The following is a 14,356-nucleotide window of genomic DNA, read 5'->3' as shown; positions in this document are numbered from 1 at the left end:
GCGCAGACGGTGCCGCTGTCGCGGCGCGTGGCACTGGCGGTGCACGCCGCACCGAATGCCGTGCCGAATGCCGTGCGCGTCGGAGAGGTGCTGCCCGGCGGCGCGGCCGAGCAGGCAGGCCTTGCGGGTCGGCGACGTGCTGCTGATGCTCGACGGCATCGCGGTGGGCGGTGCCGACGACTTGCTGCGCCTGCTCGATGCAGGCCGCATCGGGCGGCCGCTTCAGTTGTCGCTGATGCGGGAGGGGCGCTTGCTCGCGCGGACGGTCACGCCGCAGGAGCGCGTGCAGCCTGCGCGCAACACTTGATGCGGCCATTGGTGATGCATTGCACGTTTTCGCGTAGTCCGAAAGCGCATGGGGCCGAACGGCGGATAGGCAAGCGTGTAGCGCAGGCCTAGCATGGATTCATCTTTGTCGAGGAGTGCAGCCTCATGAAAACCCCGCGCATCACCGCTCAGCCCCAGGATCCCGTCGCCGCACGGCTCGGGATGTACGTGTCCCGCGCCGGCATCGCCGTCGCACTGATCCTGCTGACCGTCTCTTACCTGCGCGGCTGAACGCCGCGCGCCGCTCACTCGCCGTCCGGTGCGACGGGGTGCGCGGCCATCTGCTCCAGCGCCTTGACCAGCGCGGAGTGGTCCAGCTGATCCCAGCCGTGCGCCGAGCACGACTGCATCAGCTGTGCCGTAGAAGCCGTCTGCGGCAACGACACCCCCATCGAACGCGCGCCCGCCAGGGCCAGGCTCAAGTCCTTTTGATGCAGGGCGATGCGGAAGCCCGGATTGAAGGTGCGCTTGATCATGCGTTCGCCGTGCACTTCGAGGATGCGGCTCGCCGCGAACCCGCCCATCAGCGCCTGGCGCACCTTGGCCGGATCGGCACCCGCCTTGCTCGCGAACACCAGCGCCTCGCCCACCGCCGCGATGTTGAGCGCCACGATGATCTGGTTGGCCACCTTGGTGGTCTGGCCGTCGCCGTTGCCGCCGACCAGCGTGATGTTCTTGCCCATCTTCTCGAACAGCGGCTTCGCGCGCTCGAAAGCGGCGTCGGGGCCGCCGACCATGATGGTGAGGCTGGCCGCCTTGGCACCCACCTCGCCACCGGAGACCGGCGCGTCCAGGTAGTCGCAGCCCAGCTCGTTGATCTTCGAGGCGAAGCGCTTGGTGTCGATGGGCGAGATCGAGCTCATGTCGATGACCAGCTTGCCCTTCGACAGGCCCGAAGCCACGCCGTCCTCGCCGAAAAGCACCTGCTCGACGTCGGGCGTGTCGGGCAGCATCAGGATCACCACCTCGGCGGCCTTGGCCACCTCGGCGTTGGTCTTGCACACGGTGGCGCCCTTGAGCGCGTCGGGCACCTTGCTGCGGGTGCGCACGATCATCTCGTGGCCGGCGGCCATGAGATTCTGCGCCATCGGCGCGCCCATGATGCCCAGGCCGATGAATCCGATCTTCATGTTCTTGTCCTTTCAGTAGGTGGAGGAGGAAGGAGCCGCGGCGGGCGCCGAGCGCATGACCGACAGCAGCTGCTGCGAGCCGGCGGCCATGATGCGCGCATCCGAGCTCACGGTGACGAACTGGAAGCCCTTGGCCACGCGCGCCAGCGCGCCCCTCGGGTCGCCGTTGTGGATGCCGGCCACCAGGCCGTGCGCCTTGGCGCGCGCGAGGATGTGGTCGATGGCCTGCGCCACCGGCGGGTCGACGTCGTCGAACACCGGCCGGCAGCCCAGCGCGAGCGACAGGTCCGAGGGGCCGATGTAGACGGCGTCCAGGCCTTCGACCGAGAGGATGTCGTCCAGGTTGTCCAACGCTTGCGCGGTCTCGATCATCGCGAAGGTGACGATGGTGTCGTCGGCCTGTTGCGGGTAGTCGGCACCGCCGTAGATGAGCGCGCGCACCGGGCCGAAGCTGCGCGTGCCGCGCGGCGCATAGTGGGTGTAGGCGACCAGGCGCTGCGCATCTTCGCGCGTGTTGACCATCGGGCAGATCACGCCGTAGGCGCCCGCGTCCAGCGCCTTCATCAGGTGCGCCGGGTCGAGCCACGGCACGCGCACCACGGGCACCGTGTTCGTGGTCGAGATGGCCTGCAGCATGCCGAGCATCGCCTGGTAGTCGACCACGCCATGCTGCAGGTCGATGGTGAGCGAGTCCCACCCCTGGTTGGCCATGACCTCGGCCGAGAAGCTGTTGGGCACGGCGAGCCAGCCGTTGACGGCGGCGCCGCCGGATTTCCACAGCGTGCGCAGGCGGTTCTCTCTCATGGGCGGTCCTTTGGGTGGTGGTCGTGGTTGTCGTGGTGGATGTTCAGCGGACGAAAGCGGGGCGCTTCGGATCGAATTTCCAGTCGGGCACCAGGTACTGCATCGCGATCGCGTCGTCGCGCGAGCCCAGGCCATGCTGCTTGTACAACTCGTGCGCCTTGTCGACTTCGGCCATGTCGAGTTCGACGCCCAGGCCCGGCTTCTTCGGCACCTGCACCAGGCCGCCTTCGATCTTGAAAGGCTCCTTGGTCAGGCGCTGGCCGTCCTGCCAGATCCAGTGCGTGTCGATCGCGGTCACGCGGCCTGGCGCGGCGGCGCCCACGTGGGTGAACATGGCCAGCGACACGTCGAAGTGGTTGTTGGAATGCGAGCCCCAGGTCAGGCCCCAGTCGCGGCAGGTCTGGGCCACGCGCACCGAGCCGGCCATGGTCCAGAAATGCGGGTCGGCCAGCGGGATGTCGACCGACTGCAGCGACAGCGCGTGCGTCAGCTGGCGCCAGTCGGTGGCGATCATGTTGGTGGCGGTCGGCAGGCCGGTGGCGCGGCGGAACTCGGCCATCACCTCGCGGCCGGAGAAGCCGTCCTCGGCACCGCAGGGGTCTTCGGCATAGGCCACCACGCCGCGCATGCGCTGGCCGAGGCGGATCGCGTCCTTCAGCAGCCAGCCGCCGTTGGGGTCGAGCGTGACGCGCGCCTCGGGAAAGCGCTCGTGAATGGCCGTGACGGCGTCGACTTCCTCGTCGCCACGCAGCACGCCGCCCTTGAGCTTGAAATCGTTGAAGCCGTAGCGTTCGCGCGCGGCCTCGGCCAGGCGCACGATGGCCTCGGGCGTCATCGCCTTCTCGTGGCGCAGGCGCGACCAGTCGTTGTCGGCATGGGCCTCGCGGGCGTAGGGCAGGTCGGTCTTGTCGCGGTCGCCCACGTAGAACAGGTAGCCCAGCATCTCGACCGCCTCGCGCTGCTGGCCCTCGCCGAGCAGGGCCGCGACCGGCACGTCCAGATGCTGGCCCAGCAGGTCGAGCAGCGCCGATTCGATGGCCGTCACCGCATGGATGGTGGTGCGCAGGTCGAAGGTCTGCAGGCCGCGGCCGCCGCTGTCGCGGTCGGCGAAGGTCTTCTGCACTTCGGCCAGCACCCGCTGGTGCGCGCCGATCGGCTGGCCCACGACCAGATCGCGGGCGTCTTCAAGCGTCTGGCGGATCTTCTCGCCGCCCGGCACCTCGCCGACGCCGGTGCGCCCGGCGCTGTCGGTGAGCAGCAGCAGGTTGCGCGTGAAGAAGGGACCATGGGCGCCGCTCAGGTTGAGCAGCATGCTGTCGCGGCCGGCGACGGGAATCGCGCGCAGCTCGGTGATGACGGGGGTGTCGTGCTTGGACATGGTGCGCCTCAATCGATGGTGATCTTGCCTGTGTCGATGACCTTCTTCCAGCGATCAAACTCTTGTTTCTGGAAGGTTGCAAATTGGGCCGGCGTGTTGCCGACCACTTCGAGCCCGATCGCAGTGAACTGCTGCTTGACGGCCGGGTCGTTGAGCGCCGCGACCATCGACTCGTTGGCCTTCGTGCGAACCGCCGGCGGCAGGCCCTTCGGCGCGACGATCGCCTGCCACGAATAGACCTCCACGTTCTTCACGCCGGCCTCGGCCATGGTGGGCACGTCGGGCAGCACCGGCGAACGCTTGTCGCCGGTGACCGCCAGCGCCTTCAGCTTGCCGCCCTTGATGTGCTGGAACACGGCGTTGACGTTCTGGAACGAGCCGTCGACCTGGCCACCCAGCAGATCGGTGATGGCCGGCGCGCCGCCTTTGTAGGGCACGTGCAGGCCCGTGGTGCCGGTCTGCTGCCAGAACAGCTCGGCCGTCAGGTGGTCGCTGGAGCCGTTGCCCGACGAAGCGAAGGTCATCTTGCCGGGGTTCTTCTTCTCGTAGGCGATGACGTCGGCCACCGTCTTGTGCGGCGAATTGGCCGGCACCACGAACACGTTGGGCGCCTGCACGGCCACGGTGATCAGGTCGAAGTCCTTGAGCGCGTCGTACTGCATGCCCTTGATGAGGTGCGGCGCGATCACCAGCGGCCCGAGCGAGGTGACCAGGAAGGTGGTGCCGTCGGGCGCCGCGCGCTTCACGAAGGTGGCGCCGATGGTGCCGGTCGCGCCGGCCTTGTTGTCGACCAGGAAGGGCTGGTGCAACTTGTCGGCGAGCTTGGGCCCGATGGCCCGGCCGACCATGTCCGTCGAGCCGCCGGCCGGGAAGGGCACGACCAGGGTCACGGGCTTTTGCGGCCAATCCTGGGCGTGGACGAGGGTGGTGGCGGCGATGCCGATCGCCAGTGCGCCGAGCAGCTTCTTCATGCGGTGTCTCCTTGATCGAGAGTAGAACGGGGTCGAACGGTAGCGCTACCGTCGATGGGCTAGATGGTAGCGCTACCGATTCAGAAATCAAGCAGCCATGACCTAGGGTTTGTACGGATCAGGCACTGGCGCGGTCGACGATCGAGAAGCCGATGTCCACCACCCGCTCGGCGACCGGCCGGCCTTCGGCCCGGTCGACGATGAAGCGCGCGGCTTGCCGGCCGATGGCCGAGCTGTCGATGCGCACCGTGCTCAATGCCGGCTGCAGGTCGGCGGCGAATTCGAGGTCGCCGAAGCCCATCACCGCGAGCTGCGCCGGCACCGTCAGCCCGCGCGCCTGCGCCTCGGTCATGACGCCGAGCGCCAGCAGGTCGGAGCTGCAGAACACGGCGTCGATCGCCGGGTCGGCCGCCAGCAGCTCGCCCAGCGCACGGCGGCCGCTGCGCATGGTGGTCGGCGCCGGCACGTAGAGCGTGCGCACCTCGGGCAGGCCCGCGGCGCGGGCGGCGGTGCAGAAGGCGTCGTGGCGCCGCTTCGAACGTTCGTCGTCGCCGGCCACCACCGCCAGGCGGCGCCGGCCCCGGGCCTGCAGGAAGGCGGCCACCGCCCGGCCCACGTCGGTGTGCGAGAAGCCCACGAGCATGTCCAGCGGCGTAGGCGTCAGGTCCCAGGTCTCGACGACCGGGATGCCGGCGGCCAGCAGGCGCCGCCGGCCTTCGGCCGAATGCAGGATGCCGGTCAGCACGATGCCGTCGGGCCGGCGGCCGATGATGGTTTCGAGCAGGGCGTCTTCGCGTGCCTCGGCGTAGCCGGTCTGGCCCAGCATGAGCTGGTAGCCGGCCTCGGCCAGCGCCTCGTTGAGCGACTGCACGGTCTGCAGGAACACCGGGCCGGCGATGGTGGGCACCACCGCCGCCACCAGCCTGCTGCGCGTGGAAGCCAGCCCGCCGGCCAGCACGTTGCGCACGTAGCCGGTGCGGGCCACCGCGTCGGTCACCTTTCTGAGCACCTCCGGCGACACCTGGTTGGGGGTGTTGAGCGCCCGCGAAGCGGTGATCGGGGCGACCCCGGCCAGCTTGGCCACGTCGTGGAGGGTGACCGCACCGCTTCCGCGGCGGCTGCGGCGAGGGGGAGGGGCTTCGACGCTCATGGCCGCGATTGTAAACAGACGATAGCGCTACCGTCGGGCATGCCGTCGCCTGCTGTCCGCCACCTTTAGGCTAGTGCTTCCGGTGAATGCTTTCGTATACGGTGCGCAGTAGAGTGGCCGGCACAGCCAGGGAAAAGCCATGGACACCCACGCCGCTTACGACCTCCCGACCCTGCCCGGGCCGCCGACCCAGTGCGGCGACTGGGCGATGCCGCCCCACGACTGGAGCGATTTCGAGCGCGAGTCGGCCCGGGTGCTGCCCGAAGGCGCGCGGCTGCAGGACTATGAAATCGCCGGCCCCATCGGCGAGGGCGGCTTCGGCATCGTCTACCTGGCGTGGGATCCGGCCAAGGAACAGCACGTCGCGATCAAGGAGTACATGCCGGCCGTGCTGGCCGCGCGCGACCAAGCGTCGGCCGCGGTGATCGTCCGCTCGCCGCGGCACGACGACAACTTCCGCATCGGCCTGCGCAGCTTCCTCAACGAGGCCCGCATCCTGCAGCGCTTCGACCACCGTGCGCTGGTGCGGGTGCTGCACTACTGGGAGGGCAACGGCACCGCCTACATGGCCATGCCTTACTACCAGGGCCCGACCCTGGCGCGCGCGCTCGCCGACCTGGGCCGCCCGCCCAGCGAGGACGAGCTGCGCGGCTGGCTGAGGCCGCTGCTCGACGCGCTGGCCACGCTGCACGACGTGCACTGCCTGCACCGCGACATCGCGCCCGACAACATCCTGCTGACCGAAGAGGGCCCTGTGCTGCTCGATTTCGGCGCGGCGCGGCGCGTGATCGACGGCGCCGGGCAATCGCCGACCCTGGTGTTCAAGCCCGGCTTCACGCCGCTGGAGCAGTACGCCGAGCTGGCCACCATGCGGCAGGGGCCCTGGACCGATCTCTATGCGCTGGCCGCGGTGGTGTACACGGCCATCGCAGGGCAGCCGCCCGTGTCGTCGGTGGAGCGTGAGCCGGACGACCCGCTGCGGCCGTTGTCGACGCTGGCGCGCGGACGCTACAGCGCACCTTTCCTGGCGACCATCGATGCCGCTTTGGCGCTGCACCCGAAGGACCGGCCTCAGAACGCAGCCGCGTTCTGGGAAGGTCTGGTGGGCCGTGACAGGGTGGTGGCGCAGCCCGATGCGCAGTCAGAGTCCAAGTCCGACGCCAAGGCCGAGGCCGACCCTGCCGAGCCGCCTGCCTCCAGGAAGGTGCCCGACGTCGACGCCAAGACCGTCGCACCGCCTTCGGCCGCGGAGATGCTGCGAGCGCTGCATGCCCCGCAACGTGCGGCAGCCTCCGCAACGCCCAGGCCTGCGTCCTCGCGCGCTGCCGAGGTCTTCGCAGCGGCCGCCTTGCGCGCCGAGCCCTCGGCATCGCCAGAGCCGTCGCAGCGCGGCCGCATGGGATGGTGGGCGATGTCCGGCGCGTTGGTGCTGGCCGGACTCGCAGTGGCCGGCTACTACCGCATCGGCGACCCGGTGCAGACCGTGGCCCCGCTGGCGGTGCCGGCGAGCCCGCGGACACTGCCGGCAGAACCCGTGCCTGCCGCCAAGTCGTCGCCGTCGTCGACGCCCACGCCGGTTGCCAGGGCCGAGGCCCGGGCCCAGCCGACACCGATTGCCACGACGCCGCCTGCGTCGTCGCCGGCCTTCGCACCTGTTTTGCCCTCGGTCGTGATCGCAGCGCCGCCCGCGCCGGCGCCGATGGCGGCGGACGAGGTGTTGCCCCTTCAGTCGATGGCACGGCCCGATGCCTCGTGGAGCCCCGCGCCTCCGGCACCCGCCGCGCCAGTGGCCAAGCCCGCCGCGCGCACGCCGACCGAGCCGGTGCGCCTGGCCCGCCGTGAACCGCGCGCGCCGGTCGCCGAAGCCGCTGCGCCGCGCGCGGAACCGCGCCAAGCCGCCCTGGCACATGCCGAAGCAGCCCCGCCCGCGGGCCGCTGCAGCGATCTTCTCCAACGCGCCTCGCTCGGCACGCTCGGTCCGGGCGAGGTGGCCCTGCTGCGAAAGGGGTGCGAATGATGGGAGCGACGATGAACCACACCGCGAACACGATGCGGCACGGCGGGCCGCTGCGCGCCATGGGCGCACGGGTGGTCGCCGCGGCCGCCAGTGCCGCGCTGGCCGTGCTGGCCGGCTGCGCCACGCCGGTCGCGCCGCCGACTTCGTCGAAGGCAGAGTTGCCTTTCGAGCAGGCCGTCGCGCAGGCCACCGACAGCCTCGTGCTGCAGTCGGCGCCCAAGCCGTCGCTGCTGGCCCGCACGAGCGCGAAGCGCAGCGTGGTGCTCGATCCGATGATCGACGCCGGCAGCGCACAGCAGACCGCGGCGACGCAACTGCTGCAGGACCGCGTCAGCCAGCGCATGGCCGCGAAGGTCGAGTCGATCGAGGTGCTGCCCTTCGAAAGCGCCAACCTGGCCCGCGCGCGCTACCTGCTCACCGGCACCATGACGCGGCTCACGGTGACCGAGGCGCGCAGCCCGATGCGCATCGACCTGGCGCTGACCGAGCTGGCCACCGGCATGGTGGTCGCCCAGTCGTCCGCGGTGGCGCGCGACGAAGGCCTGGACCACACGCCGCTGCGCTACTACCAGGACATGCCCGTGCCCACCAAGGACCTGGTCATCGAGAGCTACATCCGCACCACTGCAACCCCGGCGGGCCAGCGCGCCGACCCCTACTACCTGGAGCGCATCGCGGCCGCGCCGGTGATCAAGGACGCCACCGCGCACTACAACGCCGAGCGCTACCAGGATGCGCTGGCGCAATACAGCGCCGCCGGCGTCGCGGCGGGCGGCGATGCGCAGTTGCGCGTGCTCAACGGCATCTACCTGAGTTCGGCCAAGCTCGGCCGCACGGCCGATGCCGAGCAGGCCTTCGGCAAGATCGTCGCCTACGGCATCTCCAACCAGCAGCTGGGCGTGAAGTTCCTGTTCAATCCGGGCGGCACGGCGTTCTGGTCCGACGCCAAGGTCAGCGGGCCGTACCCGATGTGGCTGCGCGAGATCGCGAGGGCCAGCGCCGATGCCCGTGTCTGCATGGAAGTCGTCGGCCACACCAGCCGCACCGGCTCGGCGGCCTACAACGACACGCTGTCGATGCAGCGCGCGCGCTTCATCCGGCAAAGGCTGCTCGGCGAATCGACGGCGCTCGGCGAACGCACCAGCGTCAGCGGCCGGGGCTTCCGCGAGAACATCATCGGCAGCGGCACCGACGACGCGGTCGACGCGCTCGACCGGCGAGTCGAATTCAGGATCGTGGATTGCGCCCGAACGGGTTGATAGGGCGGGCCGGCTGCTTGCGTCCGCTTGACGCGTTCAAGCGATGCGGCGCGGAGCCCGATTCGACAGCTTCATCAGCAACTCGTCGGCTACCTCCACCGCGCGGTGCTCCATCACCGCCACCGGGTAGTTGCCGATCATCACGTTGTCGAAGCTCACGGTGGCGTAGCTGAATTCGCGGCCGAGGGCCGCTGCCGCGTGCTGCAAGCACCGGGCCACCGAGGGCAGCCCTTCGCGCGCGTGGCGGCGCGTGCCGTCGCTGCCTTCCACGCAGGCATCGAAATGCCTGTCGCCACGCCGCGTGATCTCGACTGCTGCCTGCATCGTGTGCTCCCATGGACTCATGGGTCGAATTCTGGCGAGCGAGAACGTGGCGTGAAAGTGGCCATTGGTCGAATTCGACCTGAAAACGACGCGGCCTCCTCACAATGGAGGAGGCCGCGCGCATGGGACGAGCGATGAGTGCAGCGAATCAGCTGCGTTCGCGCGCCTGGTTGCGCAGGTCCCTGATCTGGTCATGGTTGCGCTGCGCGCCTTCCGCCTGGCGCTCGACCACGCTGCGCACGTCCGCAGGCAGTTCCTGCTTCAGCGCCTTGCGATAACGCGCGATCGCGGCGTCTTCACCGCGCTCGCATTCCTCGAGCATCGACAAGTCGCTGTTGGCGCCGACCATGCCCTTCACGTGCACCCAGCCGCGATGCATCGCGCCGGTCGCGGTGCCACCTTCGGCCGGCTTGCCGCCGTACGCGGTGATGAGCTGGCTCAGCTCGCTCGCGGCCTGCGCACAACCGGCCGCGCGGTCGTTGAAGAGGCGCTTGAATTCGGGCGATTCGACTTCCTCCGCACAGGTGCGGAAGCCGTACTCGCCGTCGCGCGAGTTTTCGATCAGGTCGTTGAGAACGTCGACGACTTCGTCTGCGTTTTGAACGCCGGTGGTGGTCACTGCCATGAAAGTACTCCTTGGATAAAAGCTGGCCCCGATGCGGGGCTCGTTGGCTGATGGTTCGATCTTTGGTGCTTGCGTTCGCCACCGCGTCAGCCTTGCCCGACGGGCCCTGTAGGGCTGCCGCCCGGATCGGCCTACGCCCTTTGCGCTAGACCGTATTGCGAATAGCCGGTGGACCGACCCCCCTCCTAGACTCGCCCACCAACGGGGACTGAGAGACGCGCACTCCGTGCGTCGGCGGCGCGCGCAAGCGGGCTGCGGCAGGCCGCGCTCGGGGGTTGAATGCAAGCTTTTTCGGGGTTCGCAAGAGCGCATGCTGCGCGCAGATGGATCGCAGGCGCTCTTGGGCTCGTGGCGTTGGTCGGCAGCCTCGGGGCGCGTGCGCAGGCGCAGGCACCCGATGCCGAGGCCGCCGCCAATCGCCAGGAGCAGGCGCGGCTGGCCGACACCGACACGCTGCTCGCGTTGACCAACGACGGGGCGGTGCTGTACGGGCAGGACACCCAGAAACTCAGCGGCTACCAGTACTGCAGCCAGGCGGTGGCGCTGGCCGACAAGGGCGAGTTCCGCCAGAGCGTGCGCGCGGCCAGCAAAGCGTTGCACCTCGCCAACACCACGCGAGACCCCAACCTGCTCGCCATGGCGAACCGCGACCTCGCGATCGTCTACAGCTATTCGGGACAGCTCGAGAAGGCACAGGAATTCGCACGCGAGGCGCTCAAGTACGAGTCGCAGACGCGCGATCCCAAGCTGGTGGTCGGCCCGGTCAACAAGGTGATCGGCGACGTGCAGACGCGCCGCGGCGACCATGCCGGCGCCGTCGCGAGCTACGAGACCGCGCTGGCCAACAGCTCGCCGCGCTACGCGCCGCTGGTGCAGTCCTCGCTGGTCAACGCGTTGATCGAAACCGGCGACACGGCCCGTGCCCGCGAACTGCTGGGCACGCTGCCGCCGCCGCGCGAGCCACCGCTGGCCGCGCAGCTCGACCGCACGCGGGCGCGGCTGCTGCTGGCCGAGAACAAGCCGGCCGAAGCACGCGACCTCTATCGGCAACTGACCACGCGTTCGGTCGGCACCGACAGCGGCTACTACCAGCTCTGGGCCTGGGACGGCGTGGCGCGCAGCGAGATCGCGCTGGGCCAGAAGCAGGCCGCGGCCGATGCCGTGGGCCGCGCGCTCGGCGGCGTCGATGCGGTACGCGCCAAGTTCCGCAGCGAAGAATTCAAGATGGGCTTGTTCTCCGACCTGCAGGACGTGTTCGAGCGTGGGGTCGGCCTGTACAGCGACGTTGGCGACGCGCAGCGCGCCTTCGAACTCAGCGAACGCAGCCGCTCGCGCGCCCTGCTCGATGCGGTGCGCGGCCGGGCCCGCGTCAGCAGCGAAGCGGCCGCCACGGTCGACCTGGCCACGCTGCAGCGCACGCTGGCGCCCGACGAGCGCGTGCTGCAATTCCATGCGCTGCCCGACCGCCTGCAGGCCTGGGTGGTGAGCCCGGCCGGCATCGAATCCAAGAGCATCCCGATCAAGCGTGACGACCTGACCGAGCTGGTCGAGACCTTCCGCAATTCGGTGGTGCGCGGGCGGCGCGCCGCCATCGCCAATGCCGACAAACTGGGCGCCGCGTTGATCGGCCCGCTGGGGCTCAAGCCCGGCGAGCGGCTGGTCATCGTGCCGCACGGCCCGCTGCATTACCTGCCGTTTCAGGCGCTGCGCGTCGACGGCCGCTACCTGATCGAGACGCACCCGGTGTCCGTGTCGCCCTCGATGAGCATCGCGGTGCAGCTGGCCCAGCGCTCGCCGCGCGTCGACGCCGCGCTCACGGCCTTCGGCAACCCGCGCATCGAGGACAAGTACGACCTGCCCGGCGCCGAATCCGAGGTGAAGCAGCTCGCGCGACTCTTCCCGCGCAACACCGTCTACATGGGCGCCGCGGCCACCAAGACGCAGTTCCGCGAGGTGGCTGCGCGTTCGCCGCTGATGCACGTGGCCGCGCATGCCGAGGCCGACCAGGTCGATCCGCTCTATTCGCGCATCCTGCTGGCCAACGAGGACGGTCGCCAGAGCTTCCTGGAGGCGCACGAGATCCTCAACCTGCCCATGCAGGGCTCGGCGCTGGTCACGCTCTCGGCCTGCGAATCGGGCCTGGGCCGCATCGCGCAAGGCGACGAAGTGCTGGGCTTCACGCGCTCGTTCCTGTCGGCCGGCTCGGGCAGCCTGATCTCGTCGCTGTGGCCGGTGTCGGACGACGCCACCGCCATCCTCATGGGCACGCTCTATGCCGAACTCGCGAAGGGCCGTGACCTCCAGCAGGCCGTCCAGGCCGGGCAGCTCGCCGTGTTGAAAGAACCCCGCATGTCGCACCCCTTCTTCTGGGCCCCGTTCAACCTGATCGGCAACTGGCGCCTGAAGGTGGGGAGCCCGGCATGACGCGGACGTGCAGGGTGCCGAAGCCCGCGCGGCTTCGTTCCGTCGCGTGGGCCTGCGCTTCGTTCGTGATGGTGGGCCTGGCCCTCGCAGCGCAGCAGGCCCGGGCCGCTGGCGAATCGGCCGTGACCCTCGCCCCCACCAAAGACCCCTGCGGCACCTGCGACCGCCAGGTGGCCCAGGCTTCGGCACCGCCGCAGGGCCTGCCTGCGGCCCCCGCGGTGCAGTCCAGCTTCAGGCTGAACGACCTGCGGCTCACCGGTGCGCAGACCTTGAGCAGCGACGAGCTGCAGGCCATCACGCGACCGTACATCGGCCGCGACGTCACGCTCGCCGACCTGGAAGGACTCGCGCAGGCCATCACCGCCAGGTACCGCGAGCGCGGCTACTTCCTCGCCCAAGCCGTGGTGCCGGTGCAGACGGTGCAGGGCGGCGTGGTCGAGATCAGCGTCATCGAAGGCCGGCTCGGCAAGGTCGACGTGCTGGTCGCGCCCGATGCGCCGATCAGCGAGGCGCGCGTGCGCGGCTTCCTCGCGCCGCTGCAACTGGGCGAGGCGGTCAGCGCCCCGCGCTACGAGCGCTCGATGCTCCTGCTGTCCGACCAACCCGGCCTGCGCGTGGCTTCGGGCCTGCAGGAGGGCACGCAGCCCGGCACCACCGATCTCACGGTCGAGGTGTCGGCCGGGCCGCGCTGGGTCTTCACCGGCGAGGTCGACAACCACGGCACGCTGGAGTCTGGCCGCTACCGCATCGGCGGCACCGCGCGCTGGCTCAGCCCTTTCGGCATCGGCGACAACATGGACCTGCGCGCCATGGTGTCGGACGACGGCCTGTGGTTCGGCCGCGCTGCCTACGAAGCGCCGATCGGCACCAGCGGGCTGCGCGCCGGCATCGGCCTCGCGCGTGTGCGCTACGAGTTGGGCGGCCAGTTCACCGACCTGGACGCCAGCGGCCGCGCCGACGTGTTCGACGTGTCGCTGAGCTACCCGGTGATTCGCCAGCGCCAGCAGAACCTGTTTCTGCGCCTGTCGGCCGACGTCAAGAAACTCAAGGACGAGATGCGCGCGGTCGACTTCGATTCGAACAAGCGCGTGCATGGCTTCGGCCTGGGCTGGTCGTGGGAGCGCCGCGACGAGGTGTGGGGCGGCGGCTACTGGGCCAGTTCGGGCACCCTGTACCGCGGCAAGCTCGACATCCGCGATCCGGACACCCGCGCCTTCGACCAGAGCATCGGCGGCCACCAGACCGATGGCAACTTCACCAAGCTCACCTTCCTGGCCTCGCGGCTTCAGACCATCATGCCGCGGCATTCGCTGTTCCTGTCGGTGGGCGGCCAGTGGTCGAGCAAGAACCTCGACGCCTCCGAGAAGCTGTCGCTCGGCGGCGCGCGTGCGGTGCGGGCCTATGCCTCGGGCGAGGCACTGGTCGACCGCGGCTGGATCGGCACCGTGGAATGGCGTTGGTCCTTCGACGAGGAGTTCACGCCCTTCGTGTTCTACGACGCGGCGCGCGGCCGCTTCTCGCACGAGCCCAGCGTCTTCGACGGCGAGAACCGCATCAGCCTGCGCGGCTACGGCGTGGGCCTCTCGTGGTCGCGGCCCGGCAGCTTCGCCATCAACGCCACGCTCGCTTGGCGCGACAACACCCGGCCGGCGCTGACCGATGGCGGCGGCCGCAACCCGCGTTTCTACGTGCAGGCCCAGAAGAGCTTTTGAATTCAATGAACCACTGCTCCAACACCAGGTCCGCGCGCTTTCCCCTCCGTCCCGTTGCGCTGGCCCTGGCCTGCATGGGCGTGGCCGTACCGGCGCTCGCACAGCTGCCGACGTGGAACAACTTCGTCGTGCGCGGCGGCAGCGTCACCGTGGGCAGCGGCGCGGGCAACCTGCCGTTGACCGCGGCTGGCGTGCCATCGGCCACGGGCACCATCCTGCCGATCACCCAAGGCTC

At 69.8% G+C, this 14,356-nt stretch carries 14 protein-coding genes; 7 read left to right on the top strand and 7 right to left on the bottom strand.

The features are described 5' to 3' along the window. Window positions 1–55 precede the first annotated feature (55 nt). A complete protein-coding gene (locus B0W80_RS36500; RefSeq protein ID WP_373038912.1) occupies window positions 56–307 on the top strand; it encodes a PDZ domain-containing protein in 252 nt (83 codons plus the stop codon). 125 nt (window positions 308–432) lie between these two features. Further along, window positions 433–558, top strand: coding sequence for a hypothetical protein (locus B0W80_RS36240; protein ID WP_256856643.1), 126 nt, complete (start codon window positions 433–435; stop codon window positions 556–558). 14 nt (window positions 559–572) lie between these two features. Here B0W80_RS36240 and B0W80_RS21620 read toward each other — a convergent pair whose 3' ends face one another. From B0W80_RS21620 to B0W80_RS21600, 5 genes are all read right to left on the bottom strand, one after another. Then, on the bottom strand, window positions 573–1,457 hold the full coding sequence (locus B0W80_RS21620; RefSeq protein ID WP_077001223.1) for a 2-hydroxy-3-oxopropionate reductase: 885 nt from the start codon (window positions 1,455–1,457) through the stop codon (window positions 573–575). A gap of 12 nt (window positions 1,458–1,469) precedes the next feature. After that, complete coding sequence (locus B0W80_RS21615; protein WP_077001222.1) at window positions 1,470–2,261, bottom strand: HpcH/HpaI aldolase/citrate lyase family protein; 792 nt, start codon at window positions 2,259–2,261, stop codon at window positions 1,470–1,472. 43 nt (window positions 2,262–2,304) lie between these two features. Next, window positions 2,305–3,639, bottom strand: a complete 1,335-nt coding sequence (gene gudD / locus B0W80_RS21610) for a glucarate dehydratase (RefSeq protein WP_077001221.1) — start codon at window positions 3,637–3,639, stop codon at window positions 2,305–2,307. A gap of 8 nt (window positions 3,640–3,647) precedes the next feature. After that, the gene (locus B0W80_RS21605) at window positions 3,648–4,610 is read right to left on the bottom strand and encodes a tripartite tricarboxylate transporter substrate binding protein (protein WP_077001220.1); all 963 of its coding nucleotides are present in this window, start codon (window positions 4,608–4,610) and stop codon (window positions 3,648–3,650) included. A gap of 118 nt (window positions 4,611–4,728) precedes the next feature. Next, complete coding sequence (locus tag B0W80_RS21600; protein WP_077001219.1) at window positions 4,729–5,760, bottom strand: LacI family DNA-binding transcriptional regulator; 1,032 nt, start codon at window positions 5,758–5,760, stop codon at window positions 4,729–4,731. 139 nt (window positions 5,761–5,899) lie between these two features. Between B0W80_RS21600 and B0W80_RS35090 the strand changes: the two genes are divergently transcribed. After that, the gene (locus B0W80_RS35090) at window positions 5,900–7,777 is read left to right on the top strand and encodes a serine/threonine-protein kinase (RefSeq protein ID WP_077001218.1); all 1,878 of its coding nucleotides are present in this window, start codon (window positions 5,900–5,902) and stop codon (window positions 7,775–7,777) included. Window positions 7,778–7,788: 11 nt separating this feature from the next. Next, window positions 7,789–9,036, top strand: coding sequence for an OmpA family protein (locus B0W80_RS21590; RefSeq protein WP_179106992.1), 1,248 nt, complete (start codon window positions 7,789–7,791; stop codon window positions 9,034–9,036). Between the two features lie 36 nt (window positions 9,037–9,072). Here B0W80_RS21590 and B0W80_RS21585 read toward each other — a convergent pair whose 3' ends face one another. Together B0W80_RS21585 and B0W80_RS21580 are read right to left on the bottom strand one after the other, a co-directional pair. Beyond that, entirely contained in the window at window positions 9,073–9,360 is a 288-nt protein-coding gene (locus B0W80_RS21585; RefSeq protein ID WP_077001217.1) for a hypothetical protein, read from the bottom strand. 148 nt (window positions 9,361–9,508) lie between these two features. Beyond that, a complete protein-coding gene (locus B0W80_RS21580) occupies window positions 9,509–9,985 on the bottom strand; it encodes a PA2169 family four-helix-bundle protein (protein ID WP_077001216.1) in 477 nt (158 codons plus the stop codon). Window positions 9,986–10,333: 348 nt separating this feature from the next. Here B0W80_RS21580 and B0W80_RS21575 point away from each other — a divergent pair, with 348 nt between their 5' ends. The 3 genes from B0W80_RS21575 to B0W80_RS21565 form a co-directional block, all read left to right on the top strand. Next, window positions 10,334–12,409: a CHAT domain-containing protein gene (locus tag B0W80_RS21575; protein ID WP_256856642.1), complete on the top strand. Its 2,076-nt coding sequence runs from the start codon at window positions 10,334–10,336 to the stop codon at window positions 12,407–12,409. Next, entirely contained in the window at window positions 12,406–14,121 is a 1,716-nt protein-coding gene (locus tag B0W80_RS21570) for a ShlB/FhaC/HecB family hemolysin secretion/activation protein (protein ID WP_077001214.1), read from the top strand. The genes B0W80_RS21575 and B0W80_RS21570 overlap by 4 nt, the downstream gene beginning before the upstream one ends. A gap of 5 nt (window positions 14,122–14,126) precedes the next feature. Beyond that, window positions 14,127–14,356: hypothetical protein (locus B0W80_RS21565; protein WP_143684725.1), on the top strand; the 230-nt coding region annotated here is incomplete at its 3' end.

The sequence above is a fragment of the Variovorax sp. KK3 genome (assembly GCF_001984055.1).
Classification (GTDB): Bacteria; Pseudomonadota; Gammaproteobacteria; order Burkholderiales; family Burkholderiaceae_C; genus Variovorax.
This window is presented reverse-complemented; position numbering and strand designations above follow the sequence as displayed.